Annotated in this window: 19 protein-coding genes and 2 pseudogenes; 13 read left to right on the forward strand and 8 right to left on the reverse strand. The window is 53.0% G+C overall.

Going from position 1 to position 21,493, the window contains the following annotated elements:
- Window positions 1-70: 70 nt before the first annotated feature.
- Window positions 71-847, forward strand: coding sequence for a siderophore-interacting protein (locus HV261_RS05735; protein WP_202039662.1), 777 nt, complete (start codon window positions 71-73; stop codon window positions 845-847).
- Here the strand turns inward: HV261_RS05735 and HV261_RS05740 are convergent, their stop codons facing one another.
- Complete coding sequence (locus HV261_RS05740; RefSeq protein ID WP_202039663.1) at window positions 848-1,696, reverse strand: helix-turn-helix transcriptional regulator; 849 nt, start codon at window positions 1,694-1,696, stop codon at window positions 848-850. It abuts the gene before it with no gap.
- A 67-nt stretch (window positions 1,697-1,763) separates the two neighbouring features.
- Here HV261_RS05740 and cfa point away from each other — a divergent pair, with 67 nt between their 5' ends.
- Window positions 1,764-2,918, forward strand: coding sequence for a cyclopropane fatty acyl phospholipid synthase (cfa, locus tag HV261_RS05745; protein ID WP_137382521.1), 1,155 nt, complete (start codon window positions 1,764-1,766; stop codon window positions 2,916-2,918).
- A 287-nt stretch (window positions 2,919-3,205) separates the two neighbouring features.
- Here the strand turns inward: cfa and HV261_RS27915 are convergent.
- Window positions 3,206-3,415 (reverse strand): annotated as a pseudogene (locus HV261_RS27915) (hypothetical protein); the annotation flags it as partial.
- A gap of 104 nt (window positions 3,416-3,519) precedes the next feature.
- Window positions 3,520-5,178, reverse strand: coding sequence for a glycerone kinase (locus tag HV261_RS05750; protein ID WP_202037700.1), 1,659 nt, complete (start codon window positions 5,176-5,178; stop codon window positions 3,520-3,522).
- Window positions 5,179-5,740: 562 nt separating this feature from the next.
- Between HV261_RS05750 and HV261_RS05755 the strand changes: the two genes are divergently transcribed.
- Window positions 5,741-6,838, forward strand: a complete 1,098-nt coding sequence (locus HV261_RS05755) for a glycerol dehydrogenase (RefSeq protein WP_005131422.1) — start codon at window positions 5,741-5,743, stop codon at window positions 6,836-6,838.
- Between the two features lie 92 nt (window positions 6,839-6,930).
- Window positions 6,931-8,856 carry a dihydroxyacetone kinase operon transcriptional regulator DhaR gene (gene dhaR / locus HV261_RS05760; protein ID WP_202037701.1) on the forward strand — a complete coding sequence of 642 codons (1,926 nt, stop codon included), beginning with the start codon at window positions 6,931-6,933 and terminating at the stop codon, window positions 8,854-8,856.
- Here dhaR and HV261_RS05765 read toward each other — a convergent pair.
- Genes HV261_RS05765 through HV261_RS05780 form a run of 4 tightly spaced genes read right to left on the reverse strand, consistent with a single transcriptional unit; the run spans window position 8,834 to window position 11,349 of the window.
- Window positions 8,834-9,364, reverse strand: coding sequence for a cob(I)yrinic acid a,c-diamide adenosyltransferase (locus HV261_RS05765; protein ID WP_202037702.1), 531 nt, complete (start codon window positions 9,362-9,364; stop codon window positions 8,834-8,836). The two genes, dhaR and HV261_RS05765, sit on opposite strands and share 23 nt — an antisense overlap.
- The gene (locus HV261_RS05770) at window positions 9,365-9,718 is read right to left on the reverse strand and encodes a glycerol dehydratase reactivase beta/small subunit family protein (RefSeq protein WP_202037703.1); all 354 of its coding nucleotides are present in this window, start codon (window positions 9,716-9,718) and stop codon (window positions 9,365-9,367) included.
- Window positions 9,719-9,734: 16 nt separating this feature from the next.
- Window positions 9,735-10,898: a 1,3-propanediol dehydrogenase gene (gene dhaT / locus HV261_RS05775; RefSeq protein WP_202037704.1), complete on the reverse strand. Its 1,164-nt coding sequence runs from the start codon at window positions 10,896-10,898 to the stop codon at window positions 9,735-9,737.
- A 22-nt stretch (window positions 10,899-10,920) separates the two neighbouring features.
- Window positions 10,921-11,349: a GlcG/HbpS family heme-binding protein gene (locus HV261_RS05780; protein WP_202037705.1), complete on the reverse strand. Its 429-nt coding sequence runs from the start codon at window positions 11,347-11,349 to the stop codon at window positions 10,921-10,923.
- 392 nt (window positions 11,350-11,741) lie between these two features.
- Between HV261_RS05780 and HV261_RS05785 the strand changes: the two genes are divergently transcribed.
- The 9 genes from HV261_RS05785 to HV261_RS05825 all read left to right on the forward strand — a co-directional run bounded on the left by HV261_RS05785 (window position 11,742) and on the right by HV261_RS05825 (window position 21,155).
- Window positions 11,742-13,409, forward strand: coding sequence for a propanediol/glycerol family dehydratase large subunit (locus HV261_RS05785; protein WP_040230554.1), 1,668 nt, complete (start codon window positions 11,742-11,744; stop codon window positions 13,407-13,409).
- Window positions 13,410-13,420: 11 nt separating this feature from the next.
- Window positions 13,421-14,005, forward strand: coding sequence for a propanediol/glycerol family dehydratase medium subunit (locus tag HV261_RS05790; RefSeq protein WP_040230555.1), 585 nt, complete (start codon window positions 13,421-13,423; stop codon window positions 14,003-14,005).
- Between the two features lie 2 nt (window positions 14,006-14,007).
- Window positions 14,008-14,436 carry a diol dehydratase small subunit gene (locus HV261_RS05795; RefSeq protein ID WP_202037706.1) on the forward strand — a complete coding sequence of 143 codons (429 nt, stop codon included), beginning with the start codon at window positions 14,008-14,010 and terminating at the stop codon, window positions 14,434-14,436.
- Between the two features lie 10 nt (window positions 14,437-14,446).
- Window positions 14,447-16,261 carry a diol dehydratase reactivase subunit alpha gene (locus tag HV261_RS05800; protein WP_202037707.1) on the forward strand — a complete coding sequence of 605 codons (1,815 nt, stop codon included), beginning with the start codon at window positions 14,447-14,449 and terminating at the stop codon, window positions 16,259-16,261.
- 110 nt (window positions 16,262-16,371) lie between these two features.
- On the forward strand, window positions 16,372-16,695 hold the full coding sequence (locus HV261_RS05805) for a DUF1889 family protein (protein WP_071887391.1): 324 nt from the start codon (window positions 16,372-16,374) through the stop codon (window positions 16,693-16,695).
- 436 nt (window positions 16,696-17,131) lie between these two features.
- Window positions 17,132-18,553, forward strand: a complete 1,422-nt coding sequence (gene leuC, locus HV261_RS05810; RefSeq protein ID WP_202037708.1) for a 3-isopropylmalate dehydratase large subunit — start codon at window positions 17,132-17,134, stop codon at window positions 18,551-18,553.
- Between the two features lies 1 nt (window position 18,554).
- On the forward strand, window positions 18,555-19,181 hold the full coding sequence (leuD, locus tag HV261_RS05815; protein WP_202037709.1) for a 3-isopropylmalate dehydratase small subunit: 627 nt from the start codon (window positions 18,555-18,557) through the stop codon (window positions 19,179-19,181).
- 60 nt (window positions 19,182-19,241) lie between these two features.
- Window positions 19,242-20,156 carry an alpha/beta fold hydrolase gene (locus HV261_RS05820; protein WP_202037710.1) on the forward strand — a complete coding sequence of 305 codons (915 nt, stop codon included), beginning with the start codon at window positions 19,242-19,244 and terminating at the stop codon, window positions 20,154-20,156.
- Window positions 20,157-20,189: 33 nt separating this feature from the next.
- Window positions 20,190-21,155, forward strand: coding sequence for a LysR family transcriptional regulator (locus HV261_RS05825; RefSeq protein ID WP_202037711.1), 966 nt, complete (start codon window positions 20,190-20,192; stop codon window positions 21,153-21,155).
- On the opposite strand, the pseudogene HV261_RS05830 reads toward HV261_RS05825, so the two are convergent.
- Window positions 21,100-21,373: pseudogene (locus HV261_RS05830) on the reverse strand (cytoplasmic protein). The gene HV261_RS05825 and the pseudogene HV261_RS05830 sit on opposite strands and share 56 nt — an antisense overlap.
- Between the last annotated feature and the right edge of the window lie 120 nt (window positions 21,374-21,493).

Here is a 21,493-nt window from a genome sequence, read left to right on the forward strand (position 1 = left end):
CAATTAGCAATCATTATCATTTGTAATTCATTTAGATATATCTAATCTCTGTCACTAAGGCGAAAAAATGATAAATAACACTTCACGCTATCCACAGCGCGTTCGCAATGAGCTGCGCTTCCGTGAACTGACCGTCCTGCGGGTTGAACGTATCAGCGCGGGTTTCCAGCGCATTGTACTGGGCGGTGACGCTCTGGATGGTTTTAGCTCACAGGGTTTTGACGACCACACCAAGGTCTTTTTCCCTGAGCCGGGCAGTCACTTTGTGCCACCCGTGGTGACGGATGAGGGGATTGTCTGGCCAGAGGGTGTACGCCCGGTATCCCGTGATTACACGCCGTTGTATGACCCGGCACGCCATGAACTGGCGCTGGATTTTTATATCCACGACGGCGGCGTGGCGAGTACGTGGGCGATGAATGCGCGTGAAGGTGACAAATTGACGATTGGCGGACCGCGTGGCTCGCTGGTGGTACCAGAAGACTATGCGTACCAGGTTTACGTGTGTGATGAATCTGGAATGCCAGCGCTACGTCGTCGGCTGGAGGCGATCGGTCGTTTAGCGGTACGTCCAAACGTGACGGCGCTGGTCAGCGTACGCGATGCAGCGTATCAGGATTATTTCGCTCATCTCGACGGTTTTACGATTCAGTGGTTTGTCGGCCATGACGAACAGGCGGTGAATGAGCAGCTTTCACAGCTGACCGTGCCTGCACAGGATTATTTCATCTGGATAACTGGCGAAGGAAAAGTGGTGAAAAACCTGAGCGCCCGCTTTGTTACTGAGGCTTTCGATCAGCAGTTGGTGCGTGCCGCGGCTTACTGGCATCAACGGTCGGAACGTTAATTAATAATGTGACGGTGAAACGCCAAACGCCTGGCGGAATGCATAACTAAACGCTGCGGTGCTTGAATATCCTACATCGAGCGCCACGGCGGTTACGCTTTTATTTTTCTTCAGCATGAGTACAGACTCCAGAATTCGCATTTTTTGCTTCCAGACGCTGAAGGGTAATCCGGTTTCTTTTTTGAAATGACGCGAAAAGGTGCGGGCAGACATACCCAAATGTTGTGCCCAATACTCTACTGAATGTTCCAGCGCCGGAGACGCTTGTATTGTTCGGCATACATTGGTTAATTCGCGATCCTGCGGCCAGGGTAATACAAAGGCGACCTCTGGTAATTGCAGAATAATGTCCACCAGCACACTGACCAGTTTGCCTTCTTTTGACTGGCTATCATAATGGCCTGAAATTGAATTCGTGGCGTAATGAATAAACTCTCTGGCGAAATCACTGATCGCCACGACTTTACACTCATGGATACTTTCTTCGAGAAAGCCCGGTTTAATATCCAGATTCTCTAAATGCACATCATCCAGCGCCCAAACTGCGTGCTCAGTATTATTGGGGATCCAGATGCCGTAATGCGCGGGGATTATCCAGCACTTGCCGGCGACATCAATGCGCATACTGCCTTTGCGGGCAAAATGAAACTGCATAAAAGCGTGCGAGTGCTGCGGAACATGGTGGTTGGCTTCAAGGACATAAGAGCGAAAGCAAACGTCCTGCGGCAGTTCTGCCATGGAGTCGTCCGGGAAGGAATTCCAATGTTTATGTATGAGCGTTTCCATATTGAATTCGATTCTGCTTGCGGTGAGGTGGCCGCTGCTCGATAGATCTTGTCCGCAAATCATAATACATACATTCTTTTTTCCATAATAATCTTGCGTAATAATTAATAGCCCACTTTTGGTAAATACCATGAACACGCTTTGTTCAGACGCTGTCATCGTCAATGAAACAAATGATAACTGGACCCGAATGGGAAAAGAGCTGCTCCAGCAAGCAGATATTCAGATCAATGGTTCCCGCCCCTGGGACATTCAACTTCATCATGCCGGTTTCTTTAAACGGGTGCTGCAACAAGGCTCCCTGGGGCTTGGCGAAAGCTATATGGAAGGCTGGTGGGACTGCGAACGTCTCGATGTTCTGTTCTGCAAAATCCTGAAAGCAAAACTCGACCAGCAAATGCCGGGAAATCTGAAGGATATATTGCGTATTGCCAGTGCCCGCCTGTTTAATTTGCAGTCCCGCAGTCGTGCGTGGATTGTCGGTAAAGAACACTACGATATTGGCAACGATCTCTTTGCGCTGATGCTGGATCCCCACATGCAATATTCCTGTGGTTACTGGAAAGAGGCTACCACCTTAGAAGACGCGCAAAACGCCAAATTAAAAATGATTTGCGAGAAGCTGCAACTGAAACCGGGTATGCGTTTACTGGATATTGGTTGCGGTTGGGGTGGACTGGCCGAATATGCGGCGCGCCATTATGGCGTGGCGGTAGAAGGCGTCACTATCTCGAAAGAGCAGCAAAAAATGGCGCAGCAGCGCTGTGAAGGCCTGGATGTGACCATCCTGCTTCAGGATTATCGTGACCTCGACAAGCACTACGATCGTATTGTCTCCGTGGGGATGTTTGAGCATGTAGGGCCAAAAAATTACGATACCTATTTCAGTATTGCTGACCGCTGTTTGAAATCGGACGGATTGTTCCTGCTGCATACCATCGGTAGCAATAAAAAAGGGATGAGCGTTGATCCGTGGATCAATAAATATATTTTCCCGAATGGCTGCTTACCGGCGATTTCTCATATTGCTGAAGCCAGCGAGTCGCGATTCGTGATGGAAGACTGGCATAACTTTGGCAGTGACTATGATAAAACGCTGATGGCCTGGCATGCGCGGTTTAATCAGGCGTGGCCGGAGCTGTCATCGCGTTATTCCGCAACCTTCAGAAGAATGTTCAATTATTACCTGTGCGCTTGTGCCGGAGCGTTCCGCGCCAGAGATATTGAGCTGTGGCAAGTCTTGTTTAGCCGGGGCGTAGAAGGCGGTATTCGCGTTTATCGTTAATATTCAGCCAGAAGGCGGCGCAAACGCCTTATCCGGCCTACAACCGCGTGCAAACGGTAGGCCTGATAAGCGTAGTGCATCAGGCATTTCTTTGCCGGATGGCGGCGCAAGCGCCTTATCTGGTCTACAAAGGTTTGCACTCGTAGGCCTGATAAGCGTAGTGCATCAGGCATTTCTTTGCCGGATGGCGGCGTAAACGCCTTATCCGGCCTACAAAGGTTTGCACTCGTAGGCCTAGTGCATCAGGCATTTCTTTGCCGGATGGCGGCGCAAGCGCCTTATCTGGTCTACAAAGGTTTGCACTCGTAGGCCTGATAAGCGTAGTGCATCAGGCATTTCTTTGCCGGATGGCGGCGCAAGCGCCTTATCTGGTCTACAAAGGTTTGCACTCGTAGGCCTGATAAGCGTAGTGCATCAGGCATTTCTTTGCCGGATGGCGGCGTAAACGCCTTATCTGGCCTACAAAGGTTTGCACTCGTAGGCCTGATAAGCGCAGCGCATCAGGCATTTCTTTGCCGGATGGCGGCGCAAACGCCTTATCCGGCCTACAAAGGTTTGCACTCGTAGGCCTGATAAGCGCAGCGCATCAGGCACTTATGGCTTAACCCAACTCACTCTCTGCCAGTGCTTTAAATACCATGGCGACGGCGTGTGCGCCGGGGTCCATATTGCCCAGCAGGCTTTCACCGCTGAGATACGATGCGCGACCCGCGTTGGCTTTGCTCGACAGACAGGTACGCTCTGCGCCTGCCTGTGCGGCGTCAAAAGCGGCTTGCAGGTTTTGTGGTTGTGCCAGCAGAGACGTCAGCGCGGGTTGCAGCGCATCAATCATCGTACGGTCACCCTCGTCTGCACCACCGTAGAACTTCATCTGCGCCAGCCCTGTGTTCAGGGCTTCGGCAATATCAGCCCCTTGCTCCAGCTTCTGCCCGGCGGCGGTAAAGAAGATTGACATCAGTACGCCGCTGGACCCGCCCATCACCACGGTCAGGCGTTCGCCGATCAGGGCGAACAGCGTGGCGAGGTTATCCAGTGGAAGCTGCTGGCGATGCAGCAGGTCAGCGATTTCACGTGCACCAGCGGCAAAAGTTGAACCTGTATCACCATCGCCGACTTTGGCATCCAGCGCGTTGAGGTGTGTTTCCAGATCGGAAAGCGTTCCGGTGACCTGCTCAATAATCCCGGCGACCAGCGTGTTGGCTGAAGGCTGGAATTCGACGCGCGCGCTGCGCTGCGATGATGGCACACAGTTGATTTCGCGTGGTGGGACAGGCGTCGGCCAGCTGCTGGTTTCGACTTCGGTTAACAGCGCTTTTTCGATGCTCTCTTCCAGTACGATGGCGGTCAGCGAGAAACCTTTCATATCCAGGGCGGTGACCAGTGAGGCCGGGCCAATCAGCCAGTCGATACGCGGATGCAGTGGGCTGTTTGCCAGTTCCCGAGTGATGATAGCCATTTCAGCAACGGACACGCCGCCCAGATTATTAATCATCACCGCCAGACGGCCGGTTTCCGGCAGTGCCGCCATCAGTTTATCGACCATCAGAGTCACCACCTGCGCACTGTTTTGGGTAGCGATAACCGAGGCGCCAGGCTCGCCGTGAATGCCCATGCCCAGTTCGGCATGGCCTGCATGATGACGCGGTGCGGCGTCGGTTTCCTGCGGCAAATGGCAACTGGAAATGGCGACGCCCAGGCTGAAGGTGTTACTTGCTGCATACTGCGCTTCACGCAGGACGGTTGCGAGGTTGTAGCCGCGTTCAGCGAAATAGCCTGCCACTTTATGAACCAGGATAGTGCCCGCAATCCCGCGAGGGTGCTTGTTATCCGGCAGGGAGATATCGTCGCCAACAATCAGCATTTCGACGTTATAGCCAAGGCGGCGTGCTTTTTCGGCGGCGAGGCCGAAGTTAAGACGATCGCCGGTGTAATTTTTAACGATCAACAGACAGCCTGCCTCGCCTGTTACCGCCTGGATTGCGGTCAGCACTGCATCTACGCTCGGGGACGCAAACACATCGCCACAGACTGCCGCGGTCAACATCCCTTTGCCGATAAAGCCAACGTGGGCGGGTTCGTGTCCTGAGCCACCACCGGAGATCACCGCCACGTTATCTTTGTTGAGATCGCGACGAACCACGATGCGAATAGCCGGATCGCTTTCCAGACGTGCCAGATTGTTCCACGGACTGGTGATAATCGTACCGTCGATGACGTCGTTAACGAGTTGGGTACGCTGATTAAAAAAGAATTGAGACATAACGGCTCCTCGAGGTTGAGTGTAAGACAAACCCCCGAATGCATTGTCATGGTGCGGAGGCGATGGGGAGATTCTGGCGGAGTCAGCGTGGAAAAAAACAGCGGCAAAATGAGTTTCATTACGGAACGTAATTGTTATTTTTTGTTCCGTAATGGAACGTATTTGTGCGAGGAACGATCACAATGCGAGCCCGCTCGACTTTTTTATCGCCTTTTCAGTGTTGGCCACACTGCACAGTAAACGTTTTGTTACTGCTTTTAACGGCGTCAGAGAGGGGCAAAGGGAATTTGATTTTCGCGTTCTGTAAGGATTTGTCGGTAAATGAACGGATCGGGATCGCAAACCTTAGTATTTTTATGGTTAATCGTTTCAATATGGAACGTATGTCATTTTTATCTGTTTCATATCAGAACAAAAAGACGAATGATTTTTTTGTTCCCGCCTCGCCATACAGTTATTGCATCGCTCCGGTACCTCCCGTTTTCGCCGTTCGCAACAGGCTAAACAGGTTAACGCCAGGGCTCACCATGTAAAAACATGTACTTATTTGAGGATGAAAGGAATGCTAAAAGTTATTCAATCTCCAGCCAAATATCTCCAGGGTCCTGACGCTTCTACCTTATTTGGTCAATACGCTAAAAATCTGGCAGACAGCTTTTTCGTGATTGCAGATGACTTCGTCATGAAACTGGCGGGAGACAAAGTACTCAATGGCCTGCACAGCCACGGTATTAGCTGCCACGCGGAACGCTTCAATGGCGAATGCAGCCATGTCGAAATTAATCGCCTGATTGCCATTCTGAAGCAGCACGGTTGCCGTGGTGTGGTTGGGATTGGCGGTGGGAAAACGCTGGATACCGCCAAAGCGATTGGCTACTACCAGAAACTGCCGGTAGTGGTGATTCCAACTATCGCCTCAACGGATGCGCCAACCAGTGCGCTGTCTGTTATCTATACCGAAGCCGGTGAGTTCGAAGAATATCTGATCTACCCGAAAAACCCGGATATGGTTGTCATGGATACGGCAATTATCGCCAAAGCGCCGGTACGTCTGCTGGTGGCCGGGATGGGCGATGCGCTCTCGACCTGGTTTGAAGCAAAAGCGTGTTTTGATGCCAGAGCGACCAGCATGGCGGGGGGGCAGTCCACGGCGGCGGCCCTGAGCCTGGCGCGCTTGTGCTATGATACGCTGCTGGCAGAAGGTGAAAAGGCGCGTCTGGCGGCACAGGCTGGCGTGGTGACCGATGCCCTGGAACGTATCGTGGAAGCGAACACCTATCTCAGCGGCATTGGCTTTGAAAGCAGTGGTCTTGCGGGGGCACACGCCATCCATAATGGTTTCACCATTCTGGAAGAGTGTCACCATTTGTACCACGGTGAAAAAGTGGCGTTTGGTACGCTGGCGCAACTGGTGCTGCAGAACAGCCCGATGGAAGAGATCGAAACGGTGCTGAATTTCTGCCAGAAAGTGGATCTGCCGGTAACGCTGGCGCAAATGGGCGTGAAAGACGGCATCGACGCTAAGATTATGGCCGTTGCGAAAGCCACCTGCGCGGAAGGTGAAACCATTCACAATATGCCGTTCCCGGTGACGCCTGAAAGCGTCCATGCCGCTATTCTGACGGCAGACCTGTTGGGACAGCAGTGGCTGGCGCGTTAATCAGACGTCGGTAAGCCTTTTATTCGGCATCTTCTCCCCCTCTGACAGTCTCTGCCGGAGGGGTTGTCTATGGTAAAACAGCGGAAATGGATATGACGGCGCACACTCATGGCATCGGGAAGGAAGTCTCTTCGGTCATTGCTCAGTCATGGCATCGTTGCAGCAAGTTTATGCAGCGGGAAACCTGGCAGGCACCGCATCAGGCGCAGGGTCTGACTTTTGCGTCGATTTGCCGCCGTAAGACTGCGCTGCTGACGATTGGACAGGCCGCGCTGGAAGATGCCTGGGAGTTTATGGATGGACGTCCGTGCGCGCTGCTGATTCTGGACGAATCGGCTTGTATTCTCAGCCGGTGCGGCGATCCGCAGACGGTGGAACAGCTGGCGGAGCTTGGCTTTCGTGACGGTAGCTACTGTGCGGAAAGCATTATCGGCAGTTGTGCGCTATCGCTGGCAACGATGCCTGGGCAGCCGACAAAAACCTCTGGCGATCAGCATTTTAAGCAGGCGCTGCATCCGTGGTCGTTCTGCTCTACCCCGGTCTTTGATAACCATGGGCGGCTGTTTGGCTCCATCTCCCTGTGCTGCCTGGTGGAGCATGAGTGCGTTTCCGATCTCTCCCTGACGCTGGCGATTGCCAGAGAAGTCGGCAATTCTTTGCTGACCGACAGCCTGTTGGCCGAATCTAACCGCCATCTGAATCAGATGTATGGGCTGTTAGAGAGCATGGATGATGGCGTAATGGCATGGAACGAGCAGGGCGTTCTGCAGTTTCTTAATGCCCGTGCCGCTTTGCTTTTACATCTGGATGCACAGGCCAGCCAGGGTAAAAACATTAATGACCTGGTTAATCTGCCCACCTTGCTGCGCCGGGCGATCAAGCATGCTCGCGGCCTGAATCACGTCGAAGTGACTTTCGAAAGCCAGCACCAGTTTGTTGATGCTGTTATTACTCTGAAACCCATTGTTGAAGAACAGGGCAACAGCTTTATTCTGCTGCTTCATCCCGTTGAACAAATGCGTCAGTTGATGACCAGCCAGCTCGGGAAAGTCAGCCACACCTTTGAACAGATGTCGACGGATGACCCGGAAACCCGTCGGTTGATCCATTTTGGTCGCCAGGCGGCACGAGGGAGTTTCCCTATTCTGTTGTGCGGTGAAGAAGGAGTGGGTAAAGAGCTATTGAGCCAGGCTATTCACAATGAAAGTGAACGCGCCAGCGGGCCTTATATCGCCGTTAACTGCCAACTGTATGCCAACAGCGTGCTGGGGCAGGATTTTATGGGCAGTGCGCCAACCGATGATGAAAACGGTCGGCTGAGCCGCCTTGAGCTGGCGAACGGCGGTACGCTGTTTCTGGAAAAAATTGAGTATCTGGCACCCGAGTTGCAATCCGCGTTGTTGCAGGTTATCAAGCAGGGGGTATTGACCCGCCTTGATGCCCGCCGCCTGATCCCGGTCGATGTGAAAGTGATTGCCACTACCACGGTTGATCTCGCCAACCTGGTGGAGCAAAACCGCTTTAGCCGCCAGCTGTATTATGCGCTGCACTCTTTTGAGATAGTGATCCCACCACTGCGGGCACGGCGTAACAGCATTCCGGCGCTGATTCATACCCGCTTAAATAGCCTGAAAAAACGCTTTTCATCCAGTCTGAAGCTGGACGATGACGCGCTAGCACAACTGGTGGCCTATTCGTGGCCGGGCAATGATTTTGAGCTCAACAGCATTATCGAAAATATCGCTATCAGTAGCGACAATGGCCATATTCGCCTGAGTAATCTGCCGGATTATCTGTTTGCCGAACGTCCAGGCCTGGAGACTGCATCATCGCTGCTGCCGGCCAGCCTGACGTTTACCGCCATCGAAAAAGAGGCGATTATCCATGCCGCCCGCGTCACCAGCGGACGTGTGCAGGAAATGTCGCAACTGTTGAATATTGGCCGCACCACCTTGTGGCGCAAGATGAAGCAGTACGACATCGATGCCAGCCAGTTTAAGCGCAAACATCTGGAGTAGTTTCTTCGATCCTCGCCATCGAGAAGAGGGTATCTGACAGACGATTGATGTAACGCTTAAGCTCATCACGCAGCGTCAACGTTCTGTCCATGGCGATGAGGAGTCGCTCCAGCCGACGCGCCAGCGTGCGCGCAACATGCAACTGTGCCGATGCGAGGTTTTTCCCCGGAATAACAAACTCTTTTAGCGGACCGCTTTGCGTCATATTGTGATCAATAAGCTGCTCCAACGCCTGAATATCCTCGGGGCTAATCGTCTGCGTTAAGCGAGTAAGGCCCTTCTCATCACTGGCAAGTTCCGCGCCGAGCACAAACAGCGTCTTCTGGATGGTATGTAAATCCTGGCGAAGCGCTGTCAGGTGCGTGCTGGCGTAGCAGACGCCAAGCTGGGAAATCAGTTCGTCCACGGTGCCATAGGCATTCACGCGGATATCGTCTTTGTCGATACGGCTGCCGCCAAACAGCGCGGTCGTGCCCTTATCACCCGTGCGGGTATAGATGCGGTACATTTATTTTATCTCGCTGAAAGGAAGCACTTTGACCAGTTGGCCGGCATTGGCGCCAAGCGTGCGGATCTGCGCCATTCCGGCGGTGATATGACCACGGACCAGCGCCCGACCCTCGGGCAACTGGGCGTGGGTTAACGCAATATCACCCGTGGAGTTGAGACCAAGACCGACACGCAGCGTTGAGCTTTTGGCCGCAAGTTTGCTCAACGCCAGCGCACAGTCATTCTCGTCGCAACAGACAGTCCGGCACGGGACGCCTTGCTCTTCCAGTCCCCAGCACAGCTCATCAAGCACGCGGGTATCCTGCCAGCGTGAGTGATAAAACAGATGTACGCCCGGTGATGAAAGTGACATTGCGCCCCCTGTACTATCAGAAAGCCTGACGGAAGATTTCAGCGATCTCTTTCTCGTTCCCTTTACGCGGGTTCGAGAACGCGTTGCCGTCTTTCAGCGCCATTTCTGCCATGTAAGGGAAATCGGCTTCTTTGACGCCCAGCTCCTGCAAATGCTGTGGAATACCAATATCAGCGGAAAGACGGGCGATGGCGTGAATGGCCAGCTCAGCGGCATCCATGATTGACAGCCCGTCGGTGTTCTCGCCCATAAACTCAGCGATATCGGCAAATTTCTCCGGGTTGGCGATCAGGTTATAACGGGCTACATGTGGCAGCAGTACCGCATTGGCCACGCCGTGCGGCATGTCGTACAGACCACCGAGCTGGTGTGCCATCGCATGAACATAGCCGAGGTTGGCGTTGTTGAAAGCCATACCGGCCAGCAGAGAGGCGTAGGCCATATTTTCACGGGCTTTCAGGTTGCTGCCCAGCGCGACGGCCTGGCGCAAGTTACGGGCGATCAGACGGATCGCCTGGATCGCGGCGGCATCGGTGACCGGGTTAGCATCTTTGGAAATGTAAGCTTCCACGGCGTGGGTCAGCGCGTCCATCCCGGTCGCGGCGGTAAGTGGTGCTGGTTTACCGAGCATCAGCAGCGGGTCATTAATGGAAACCGACGGCAGGTTACGCCAGCTGACAATCACAAACTTCACTTTGGTTTTGGTATTGGTCAGCACGCAGTGGCGGGTGACTTCGCTGGCGGTACCCGCGGTGGTATTGACCGCAACGATTGGCGGCAGCGGATTGGTCAGCGTTTCAATCCCGGCGTAGCTGTAGAGATCGCCTTCGTGCGTGGCTGCGATACCGATACCTTTACCGCAGTCATGCGGGCTACCGCCGCCGACGGTAACGATGATATCGCACTGCTCTTTACGAAATACCTCCAGACCGTCGCGCACGTTGGTGTCTTTAGGGTTCGGCTCTACGCCGTCAAAGATGACCACCTCAATCCCGGCTTCACGCAGATGCGCCAGCGTTTTATCTACCGCACCGTCTTTTATCGCCCGCAGACCTTTATCGGTGACCAGCAGCGCTTTTTTACCGCCTAACAGTTTGCAACGTTCGCCGACAACGGAAATAGCATTTGGGCCAAAAAAGTTAACATTCGGCACAAGGTAATCAAACATACGATAGCTCATAATATACCTTCTTAGATTTAAATTATAATTCAGAGAAACAATTCAGTGCGGTCTCAGCCAATAATCTATCTTGTTCCACAGTACCGCCACTAACGCCGACAGCACCGATTAATTGTCCGTTAAATATAACAGGTAAACCGCCGCCAAAAATAACAATCCGCTGTTGGTTGGTGAGCTGTAAACCATATAGAGAAGCACCGGGTTGTACTGCGTCGGTAATTTCATGGGTGCCCTGCCGCAGACAGCAGGCGGTCCAGGCTTTATTGAGAGAAATATCACAACTGGTGACAAACGCCTCGTCCATGCGCTGTATCAGTAGCGTGTTTCCGCCGCGGTCAACAACGGAAAAGACCACCGGAACGTTGATTTCAAGCGCTTTTGCCTCGACGACAGTCGCCATTTTCTTTGCGGCCGCCAGCGTAATGGTGGCGATTTGTTGGCTCTTATTCACAGTATCTCCTGACAAGGTTGTAGGGCTGAGGTCGCAGAAAATATCGCGCTACAGCTATTTTTTCTCATTGGGTTTTCTGTATTTTCTCGCGATGCGTTATTAAGTCAATAGTGTGTATTTTTCTAAAATATTAAATTTTTTCCTGCGTTCGGCATTTATTGATAATGATCATTTAAGCGTGTCACAATTCTTCGTGGATATTCCCGTGGACCGTTTCAATATGAAACGCTGACATTTAAATATGTATCAAATTGGAACGTAATTAATTTTATTTTTTTATCGGCCTGCTCATTTAAAGTTCGGCTATTGCTGATAAAGGCGATTGCTGGGGTGGTAGAGCACCAGCGATACAGCCTGGCGTCCCTATTCTTTATCTTTTGAGTCTATAAACTATGAGAAGATCAAAACGATTCGAAGTCCTTGCGAAGCGTCCTGTAAATCAGGATGGGCTTATTGGCGAATGGCCGGAAGAAGGGCTGATCGCCATGGAAAGTCCCTACGATCCGGCCTCTTCTGTGAAGGTGGAAAAGGGTCGTATTGTTGAGCTGGACGGCAAGAGCCGCGCACAGTTCGACATGATTGACCGCTTTATTGCCGACTACGCGATAAACGTCGCTGAAACCGAGCGCGCCATGCAGCTCGACGCACTGGAGATCGCCAGAATGCTGGTGGATATCCACGTCAGTCGCGAAGAGATCATTGCCATTACTACCGCTATTACCCCGGCGAAAGCGGTGGAGGTGATGGCAAAAATGAACGTGGTAGAGATGATGATGGCGCTGCAAAAAATGCGCGCCCGACGCACCCCTTCTAACCAGTGTCACGTGACCAACCTAAAAGATAATCCGGTGCAGATTGCCGCCGATGCCGCTGAAGCGGGGATTCGTGGTTTTTCCGAACAGGAAACCACGGTCGGGATTGCCCGCTATGCGCCGTTTAACGCCCTGGCGCTGTTGGTCGGTTCTCAGTGCGGTCGTCCGGGCGTACTGACACAATGTTCCGTTGAAGAGGCTACTGAGCTGGAGCTGGGAATGCGCGGGTTAACCAGCTACGCCGAAACGGTGTCGGTCTACGGAACGGAATCGGTATTCACTGACGGCGACGATACGCCGTGGTCAAAAGCGTTTCTCGCCTCGGCCTATGCATCCCGCGGGCTGAAGATGCGCTATACCTCCGGTACCGGTTCGGAAGCCTTGATGGGCTATTCCGAGAGTAAATCGATGTTGTACCTGGAATCCCGCTGCATTTTCATTACCAAGGGCGCGGGTGTGCAGGGGCTGCAAAACGGGGCGGTCAGTTGTATCGGGATGACGGGCGCAGTGCCGTCGGGTATTCGCGCAGTGCTGGCGGAAAACCTGATTGCGTCAATGCTCGACCTTGAAGTGGCCTCGGCCAATGACCAGACCTTCTCACACTCCGATATTCGCCGTACCGCCCGCACCCTGATGCAGATGCTGCCCGGCACCGACTTTATCTTCTCTGGCTATAGTGCCGTCCCCAACTACGACAACATGTTTGCCGGTTCTAACTTCGATGCTGAAGACTTCGATGATTACAACATACTGCAACGTGACCTGATGGTTGACGGCGGCCTGCGCCCGGTAACTGAAGAAGAAACCATCGCCATCCGTAACAAGGCGGCGCGGGCTATTCAGGCGGTATTCCGCGAACTGGGCCTGCCGACAATCAGTGATGAGGAAGTGGAGGCGGCCACCTATGCTCACGGCAGCAAAGACATGCCTGCGCGCAATGTGGTGGAAGATCTGGCGGCAGTGGAAGAGATGATGAAGCGCAACATTACCGGGCTGGATATCGTCGGGGCGCTAAGCGGTAGCGGATTTGAAGATATCGCCAGCAATATTCTCAATATGTTGAGACAGCGCGTGACCGGTGATTACCTGCAAACATCGGCCATTCTGGATCGTCAGTTCGATGTGGTCAGTGCCGTGAACGACATCAATGATTATCAGGGACCCGGCACCGGCTATCGCATCAGTGCCGAACGCTGGGCGGAAATTAAAAATATTGCGGGTGTGGTTCAGCCCAGCTCGATTGAATAAGGCGGTACACCGTGGAATGCACAACTGAACGTAAGCCCGTTTTTACCTTGCAGGTCAGTGAAGGCGAGGCGGCAAAAGCAGACGATCGCGCTGACGAAGTGGTGATTGGCGTCGGACCGGCCTTTGGCAAGCACCAGCACAAAACCCTGATTGATATGCCGCACAACGCGATTCTGAAAGAGCTGGTGGCGGGGATTGAAGAAGAGGGACTGCATGCGCGAGTGGTGAGAATTCTACGCACCTCGGATGTCTCTTTTATGGCGTGGGATGCGGCGAACCTCAGCGGCTCCGGCATCGGGATTGGTATTCAGTCAAAGGGAACCACAGTGATTCATCAGCGTGATTTGCTGCCCCTGAGTAATCTTGAACTCTTCTCTCAGGCCCCGCTGCTGACGCTGGAAACCTATCGTCAGATAGGAAAGAACGCTGCGCGCTATGCACGCAAAGAGTCGCCCTCGCCGGTTCCGGTGGTCAATGACCAGATGGTGCGCCCCAAATTTATGGCCAAAGCCGCGCTGTTTCACATTAAAGAAACCAAACATGTGGTGCAGGATGCTGCGCCTGTCACGCTGCATATTGCATTAGTAAGGGAATGACCATGAACGACAACATCATGACCGCGCAGGATTATCCTTTAGCTACCCGCTGCCCGGAGAAAATCCTGACCCCCACCGGGAAACCGTTAACCGATATCACCCTTGAGAATGTGCTGGCGGGGCATGTAGGGCCGCAGGATGTGCGTATTTCCCAGCAAACGCTGGAGTATCAGGCGCAGATTGCCGAACAGATGCACCGTCACGCCGTGGCGCGCAACTTCCGTCGGGCGGCGGAACTGATTGCCATCCCGGATACCCGCATTCTGGAAATCTACAACGCGCTACGCCCGTTTCGCTCTTCATTCGCGGAGCTACAGGCGATTGCTGATGAGCTGGAGCATACCTGGCACGCGACGGTGAACGCCGGATTTGTGCGTGAGTCGGCAGAGGTGTATCAGCAGAGAAACAAGCTGCGTAAAGGCAGCCAGTGACGGAGGGAATATGCCGTTAATTGCAGGGATTGATATCGGCAACGCCACCACGGAAGTGGCGTTGGCGCAGCATGGTCGGTTTATCGCCAGCGGGATTGTCGCGACCACGGGCATGAAGGGAACGCGGGATAATATTGCCGGGGTGGTCGCTTCCCTGCAGCAGGCACTGGAAAAAACGCCATGGTCGCTTAAAGATGTGGCGAAAATCTGTATCAATGAGGCCGCACCGGTCATTGGTGATGTGGCGATGGAAACGATCACGGAAACCATCATTACCGAATCAACGATGATTGGGCATAACCCACAAACGCCCGGTGGCGTTGGCGTGGGAATGGGAACCACCATTGCAGTGGAGAAGCTGGCGGCATTGAGTGAGGATCGGTTTGCCCAGGGCTGGATCCCATTGGTGGGTGAGGAAATGGATTTCCTCGAAGCCGTTTGGCTGATCAACGACGGGTTGGATCGCGGCGTAAACGTGGTGGCGGCGATCCTGAAAAAAGATGACGGCGTGCTGGTGAACAATCGTCTGCGGCGAACAATGCCGGTGGTTGATGAAGTCACGCTGCTGGAAAAAGTGCCGGAGGGGGTGTTGGCGGCGGTCGAAGTCGCGGCCGCGGGCCAGGTTGTTCGTGCGCTGTCTAACCCCTACGGCATCGCCACGTTCTTTGCCCTGACGCCGGAGGAAACGCAAACCATCGTCCCTATTGCCAGGGCGCTGATCGGTAACCGCTCCGCCGTGGTGCTGAAAACGCCGCAGGGTGATGTGCGCTCAAGGGTGATCCCGGCGGGTAAGATCTTTATCCGCGGAGAAAGGCGCGGCGGCGAAGCTGACGTGGCGCAAGGGGCGCAGGCTATTATGCAGGCGATGAGCGCCTGTGCGCCTGTGTGTGACATTCGCGGTGAAGCGGGAACGCACGCAGGCGGTATGCTGGAACGCGTGCGTAAGGTGATGGCGTCGCTGTCCGGGCATGATATGAACGCGGTGCATATTCAGGATTTGCTGGCAGTTGATACGTTTATTCCGCGTAAGGTGCAGGGCGGCATCGCCGGGGAATGTTCGATGGAAAATGCTGTCGGCATTGCGGCGATGGTGAAATCCGATCGTTTACAAATGCAGGCCATTGCCAGCGAGCTGAGCGCGCGATTAAACACCGCTGTTGAAGTGGGGGGTGTAGAGGCCAATATGGCCGTGACTGGCGCGTTAACGACGCCTGGATGTGCTGCGCCGCTGGCGATCCTCGATTTAGGCGCTGGTTCCACTGATGCAGCCATCATCAATAGCGAAGGTGCAGTAAAGGCGGTACATCTGGCCGGCGCGGGGAATATGGTCAGCCTGTTGATTCAGACGGAACTGGGTCTGAGCGATCCGTTTCTGGCCGAGGAAATAAAAAAATACCCGCTGGCGAAAGTAGAGAGCCTGTTCAGTATTCGTCATGAGAACGGTGCGGTGGAGTTTTTCCGCGAACCACTCAGCCCGTCGGTGTTTGCCAAAGTGGTGTATCTGAAAGACGGCGAGCTGATCCCCGTGGATAACCAGACTTCGCTGGAAAAAATCCGTCTGGTGCGACGTCAGGCTAAGGAGAAGGTCTTCGTGACCAACTGCCTACGTGCATTGCGCCAGGTGTCACCTGGCGGCTCCATTCGCGATATCACTTTTGTGGTGCTGGTGGGGGGCTCATCGCTGGATTTTGAGATTCCGCAGATGATCACCGACGCGTTGGCGCATTACGGTGTCGTCGCGGGACAGGGCAATATCCGGGGGACCGAAGGGCCGCGTAATGCGGTGGCTACTGGCCTGGTTTTAGCCGGGGAAGCAAAAAAATAGCGCAGAAAACAGCCGCCGCAAGCGTTTAGCTGCGGGGTAAATCAAATAAAGGCAACGTTCTCTTTGATATCCCGGCTGAGTTGGGTACATAGTATAAATGTGTCTCTCACGTGGTTAATTTTAAGGATAAGAGCATGCCGACAGCAATTGAGAAAGCATTGGATTTTATTGGTGGTATGAACACTTCAGTGTCAGTACCCCATTCAATGGACGAAAGTACCGCTAAGGGAATCTTAAAGTATTTGCATGACTTAGGTGTGCCAGCGAGTCCGGAAGTTGTGATGGCACGGGGTGAGCAGGAGGGATGGAATCCTGAGTTCACGAAAAAAGTGGCCGGATGGGCAGAAAAAGTTGCCTCCGGTAACCGTATCCTTATCAAGAATCCAGAGTATTTTTCGACCTATATGCAGGAGCAGCTCAAAGAACTCGTGTGAGCTGACTATCGAATAAAACGCTAACGGACGTTTCCATCTTCGGGATGGCAGCGTCCAAAAGCGCTGCCCCGACTCTGATTAATTCCGATAGCCAACCTGGTGCGTTTAAAACGCGTGGCTAACTCTATATCTTAAGAATAACCACGTTTTTATTATCTGGTTCACCTCTGACGATCTCCATTTCATTAAATACGCCATTTCGTTTTGTCCTTCTGGGTACAATAAAAATATGAACATAATCAGGTCAGCGGTGCCTGGGAAATCGTTGTGATCGCAGCGCAACCTACTCTGGGCGGCGTCTGCTCACCAACACGAAGTGTGTTTTTATACTTTCCCGACTGGAATCATCGTTTTTTTATGAATGTGTCACTATAGCTAAAAGCCTCAATGACGAATCTCTCATTATTCAGCCATTCGTTACCCCAGGAATATATCTATGTCTGCTAAAACGCTGTATGAAAAATTAGTTGAATCGCATACCGTTCGGGAACTTGATAACGAAGGGCATGTTTTACTTTATATCGATCGTTCGATACTCAATGAATATACCAGTCCACAAGCATTCAGCGGGTTAAGGGAACAGGGACGGCCGGTGCGGCATCCGGAAGCCTTTCTGCTGAATGTTGATCATGTTAATCCCACCCGACCTCAGCGCGATATGCTGATGACGGATCCCGGCGGTCAGTTACAGGTTGATTATTTTCGGGAAAATGCCGCTGATTTTGGTATCACGTTATTTGATGTGCTGGACCCACGGCAAGGGATAGAACATGTCGTTGCCCACGAGCAAGGGCTGGTCATGCCCGGAATGGTGATTGCGGCTGGCGACAGCCATACCACCACTTACGGTGCGTTCGGCGCTCTGGGATTTGGTATCGGTACGTCGGAAATCGAACACCTGCTGGCGACTCAGACGCTGGTGTATCGTAAGCTGAAAACCCTGCGAGTCAGCGTTAAGGGTGAATTACCTTTTGGTTGTTCTGCAAAAGATATCGTTCTTGAATTACTCGAACGTACTGGCGCAGATGGTGCGACAGGATATGCCATCGAATTCGACGGTGAAACAATCAGTGCCCTGAGTGTTGAGGGGCGAATGACGCTTTGCAATATGGCCGTGGAGGCAGGAGCTCGCGGTGCGATTATTGCGCCGGATGCAAAGGTTTTTGACTATATCTACGGGAAGCCGCAAATGCCCGCAGGTGAACTCTGGCAACAGGCATTGCAGGAGTGGTCGCAGTTGAGTAGTGATGCAGATGCGGTTTTTGATAAGACCGTGACGATCGACTGCCTCGATCTTGAACCTAAAGTGACCTGGGGGATCAGCCCGGATCAAACCTGTGCGATCACCGGCTATGTCCCATCCCCGGAACACGAAACGCATCCACTTAAACGCCTCGCGCTTGAGAAAGCTCTCCAGTATATGGATCTGCTGCCCGGTACGCCGGTGAGTGACATTCATATTTCGCACGCTTTTATTGGCTCATGCACGAATGGCCGTATTGAAGATCTGCGGGCCGTCGCGAAAGTCGTGGCAGGACGCAAAATTGCCAGCCATGTGCGCGGGATTATTGTGCCCGGTTCAACGCAGGTCCGGTGCCAGGCGGAAGACGAGGGGCTGGCGAAAATCTTCATTGACGCTGGTTTTGAATGGCGTCAGTCGGGTTGCTCAATGTGCCTTGCGATGAACGAGGATGTACTGGCAGCAGGCGATCGCTGTGCATCGGGTACGAACCGTAATTTCCCTGGGCGGCAGGGCGCAGGGGCAAAAACGCATTTAATGAGCCCGGCGATGGTCGCGGCAGCAGCGGTAGCAGGGCATCTGGTCGATGTTCGGACATTACTTCAGGCGGGGGAATGAGATGGATACGTTTAAGCAAGTTAGCGGGCGAATTGCGCCAATGCTGGAACCGAATATCGACACCGATGTGATTATGCCGAAGCAGTTCCTGAAAGGGATCGATCGTCAGGGGTTGAATAAAGGGGTGTTTTTCGATCGTCGTTTCCTGGGCAATGGTCAGCCTAATCCCGATTTTATTCTCAATATGCCGGGCTGGCAGGACGCGACGTTTTTGCTGGTCGGCCCCAACTTTGGCTGCGGATCGAGCCGCGAACATGCCGTTTGGGGATTAAAACAGTTGGGCATCCGGGCGCTGTTAGGTTCCACTTTCGCCGGGATTTTTGATGATAACTGCCAGCGCAACGGGATCCTGACAATCTCTTTGGATGACGCGTCTCTGGCTCGTCTGGCACGGTTAGCTGCGAAGGCTGACAGCAATCTGATCACGGTTTCTCTTGAACGCTGCGAGATTGTGACAGCAGATGAAACACTTCCTTTTGTCATTAGTGAACTCAAACGAGAGATGTTGGCCGCTGGCGAAGATGCGATTGCCTGGACACTGCAATATCTGCCAGAGATCGAAAATTTTGAGGCGCAGCATTATGCGCGGCGCCCATGGTTAAAGCGTCCGGTATCCGCACGTGGCTAAGAAAAGAGATGGCGATGAAACGGGGCAATGTCGGGCAAGCAAAGAACGCAGGAGACAGTGATGAGTACAGTTATTGAACGCGGCGCTTCTCCGTTCATTTCTGGGTTTGCATTAAAGGATGTACGGCTGCCAAATGGTTTAACAATCCGGGCCGCCACCGGAGGAAGCGGTTCACCGTTGGTGCTCTTACATGGCCATCCGCAGAACCACATCACATGGCGTAAAGTCGCGCCGGAATTGGCGAAAAGCCACACGGTGATTTTGCCGGATTTACGGGGCTATGGAGACAGCGACAAGCCGGCGAGTGACCCAGCGCATCGTACCTATTCAAAGCGTATGATGGCGCAGGATATTGTCATGCTGATGGAGATTCTGGGTTATCCGCGGTTCGCTTTTGTCGGGCATGACCGTGGAGGACGGGTAGGACATCGGCTGGTCCTTGATTATCCTGACAGTGTGACGTGTTGCACGTTCATCGACATAGCCCCGACAGCCACAATGTACGCGTTAACCAATAAGGCGTTTGCCACGCGCTATTTTTGGTGGTTTTTCCTGATCCAACCTTTTCCATTACCGGAAACAATGATCGCGCACGATCCGGCATTTTTTCTGCGCAAGCATATTGCCGGTCAGTTAAAAACTGCGGGGGCGACATCAGAAGATGCGTTCAATGAATACCTGCGCTGTTACCAGAATCCAGAGATGATCCATGCGGTCTGCGAAGATTATCGTGCCGCGGCATCGATTGATCTTGAAGACGATGCTGCGGATGCGTCTGCGCGTATTGAGTGTCCATTACTGTTGCTGTGGGGGGCCCAGGGCACGGTAGGGCAGTTGTATGATGTGGTGGATACCTGGAGAGAAAAAGCAACGCGCGTGCAGGGAGAAGCATTGCCTTGCGGGCATTCTCCGCAAGAGGAGATCCCAGAGATCTTCATGCAGAAACTGCAGTCATTTTTGCGATCGGTGTTATAACATTGTCATTTTCCGTCATCTCGCTGCGATGTTATGAAAACGACGCCTGTAGGTAAAAAGCATCGCCAGCCCCTTGAGGGCTGGCCTTCTGTTGAAGATCTTTTCGTTTTTGTCACCGTTGCCCGCAACGGTGGATTTGCCCGGGCAGCGCTGGAGCTGGGGCTATCCCCCTCCTATATCAGCAAACGTATCGCTATCCTTGAAAAATGCCTCAACGTCCGGCTTTTTTTCCGTAATAACAGAGTGATGCGTCTCACACCGGAAGGCGAAAATGCGCTGGATGGGGCGATGCAGGTCGTCAGTGAAATGGATGGCTTTGTCAGTCGTCTGGATAATCAACGTGGCGTGTTGGCGGGTCATATCACCATCAACTGCTCATTTGGTTTCGGGCATAAATATGTCGCAGAGGCGCTGTCGTCATTTATGATCGCCTACCCTGATATCACGGTAAAACTCACGCTAACGGATCGTGAAGTGGATCTTGTGGAGGAGGGCGTCGATATTGAGATTCGCGTTGGGGATGACATCAATGACTTGTATATCGCACGGCAGTTGGCCACTAATCGCCGGATCCTTTGTGCTTCCCCTGAGTACCTCGAACGCCACGGTAAACCAGAGTCTGTTAGTGCGCTTGTGCAACATGATTGCCTGATGATTCAGGAAAAAAACTCGGCATTTGGCAACTGGATATTAACGGATGGCAGGCAGCAGACACATTGCCGACTAAACGGTTTTCATTCTTCCAACAGCGGCAGCGTGGTGCTCATTTGGGCACTGAAAGGTCATGGCATTACATTGCGATCGGAATGGGATGTTGCGCAGTATATTGCACGCGGTGAGCTGGTTCACGTGTTGCCCCAGTGGTATCAGGAAGCGAATATCTGGGCCGTATATACCCGGCGTTCATCAAGCTCTGATCGTATCAAAACCTGCATCGATTTCCTCACTGAATATCTTGCACAATGCTTGCCAGGCGGCAAAGCACCGGACGTGTTGTGAGCAATAGGCGCCAACTGTAGTGGCGCCGGGTGCTCTTACTTACGTCTACTGTTGGGTGTTCTTTTTGCCAGCACCCAGTGGCTTTTAGGACTTTGCGTTGGCGGTGCGGTTTTGTTGTCTGCGATAGTGGCAAAGTTATCTTTTACCCCACCACGTGGCCCGACCTCCACATAGATACCTCCGTTGTTACCGGAGTTCTCACCTGGTTTTAGAGTCATATTTTACCTCCTGATTTTTGGGCGACGATTATCGGAGGTTGAGGGGAAGATTAACATCGGCCAGATGGCATTGGCTGAAATGCATAAACACTGGGGGTAACTTATGGGAGGTATAATCGG

The sequence above is a fragment of the Citrobacter sp. RHBSTW-00671 genome (assembly GCF_014103415.1).
In the GTDB taxonomy this organism is placed as follows: domain Bacteria; phylum Pseudomonadota; class Gammaproteobacteria; order Enterobacterales; family Enterobacteriaceae; genus Citrobacter.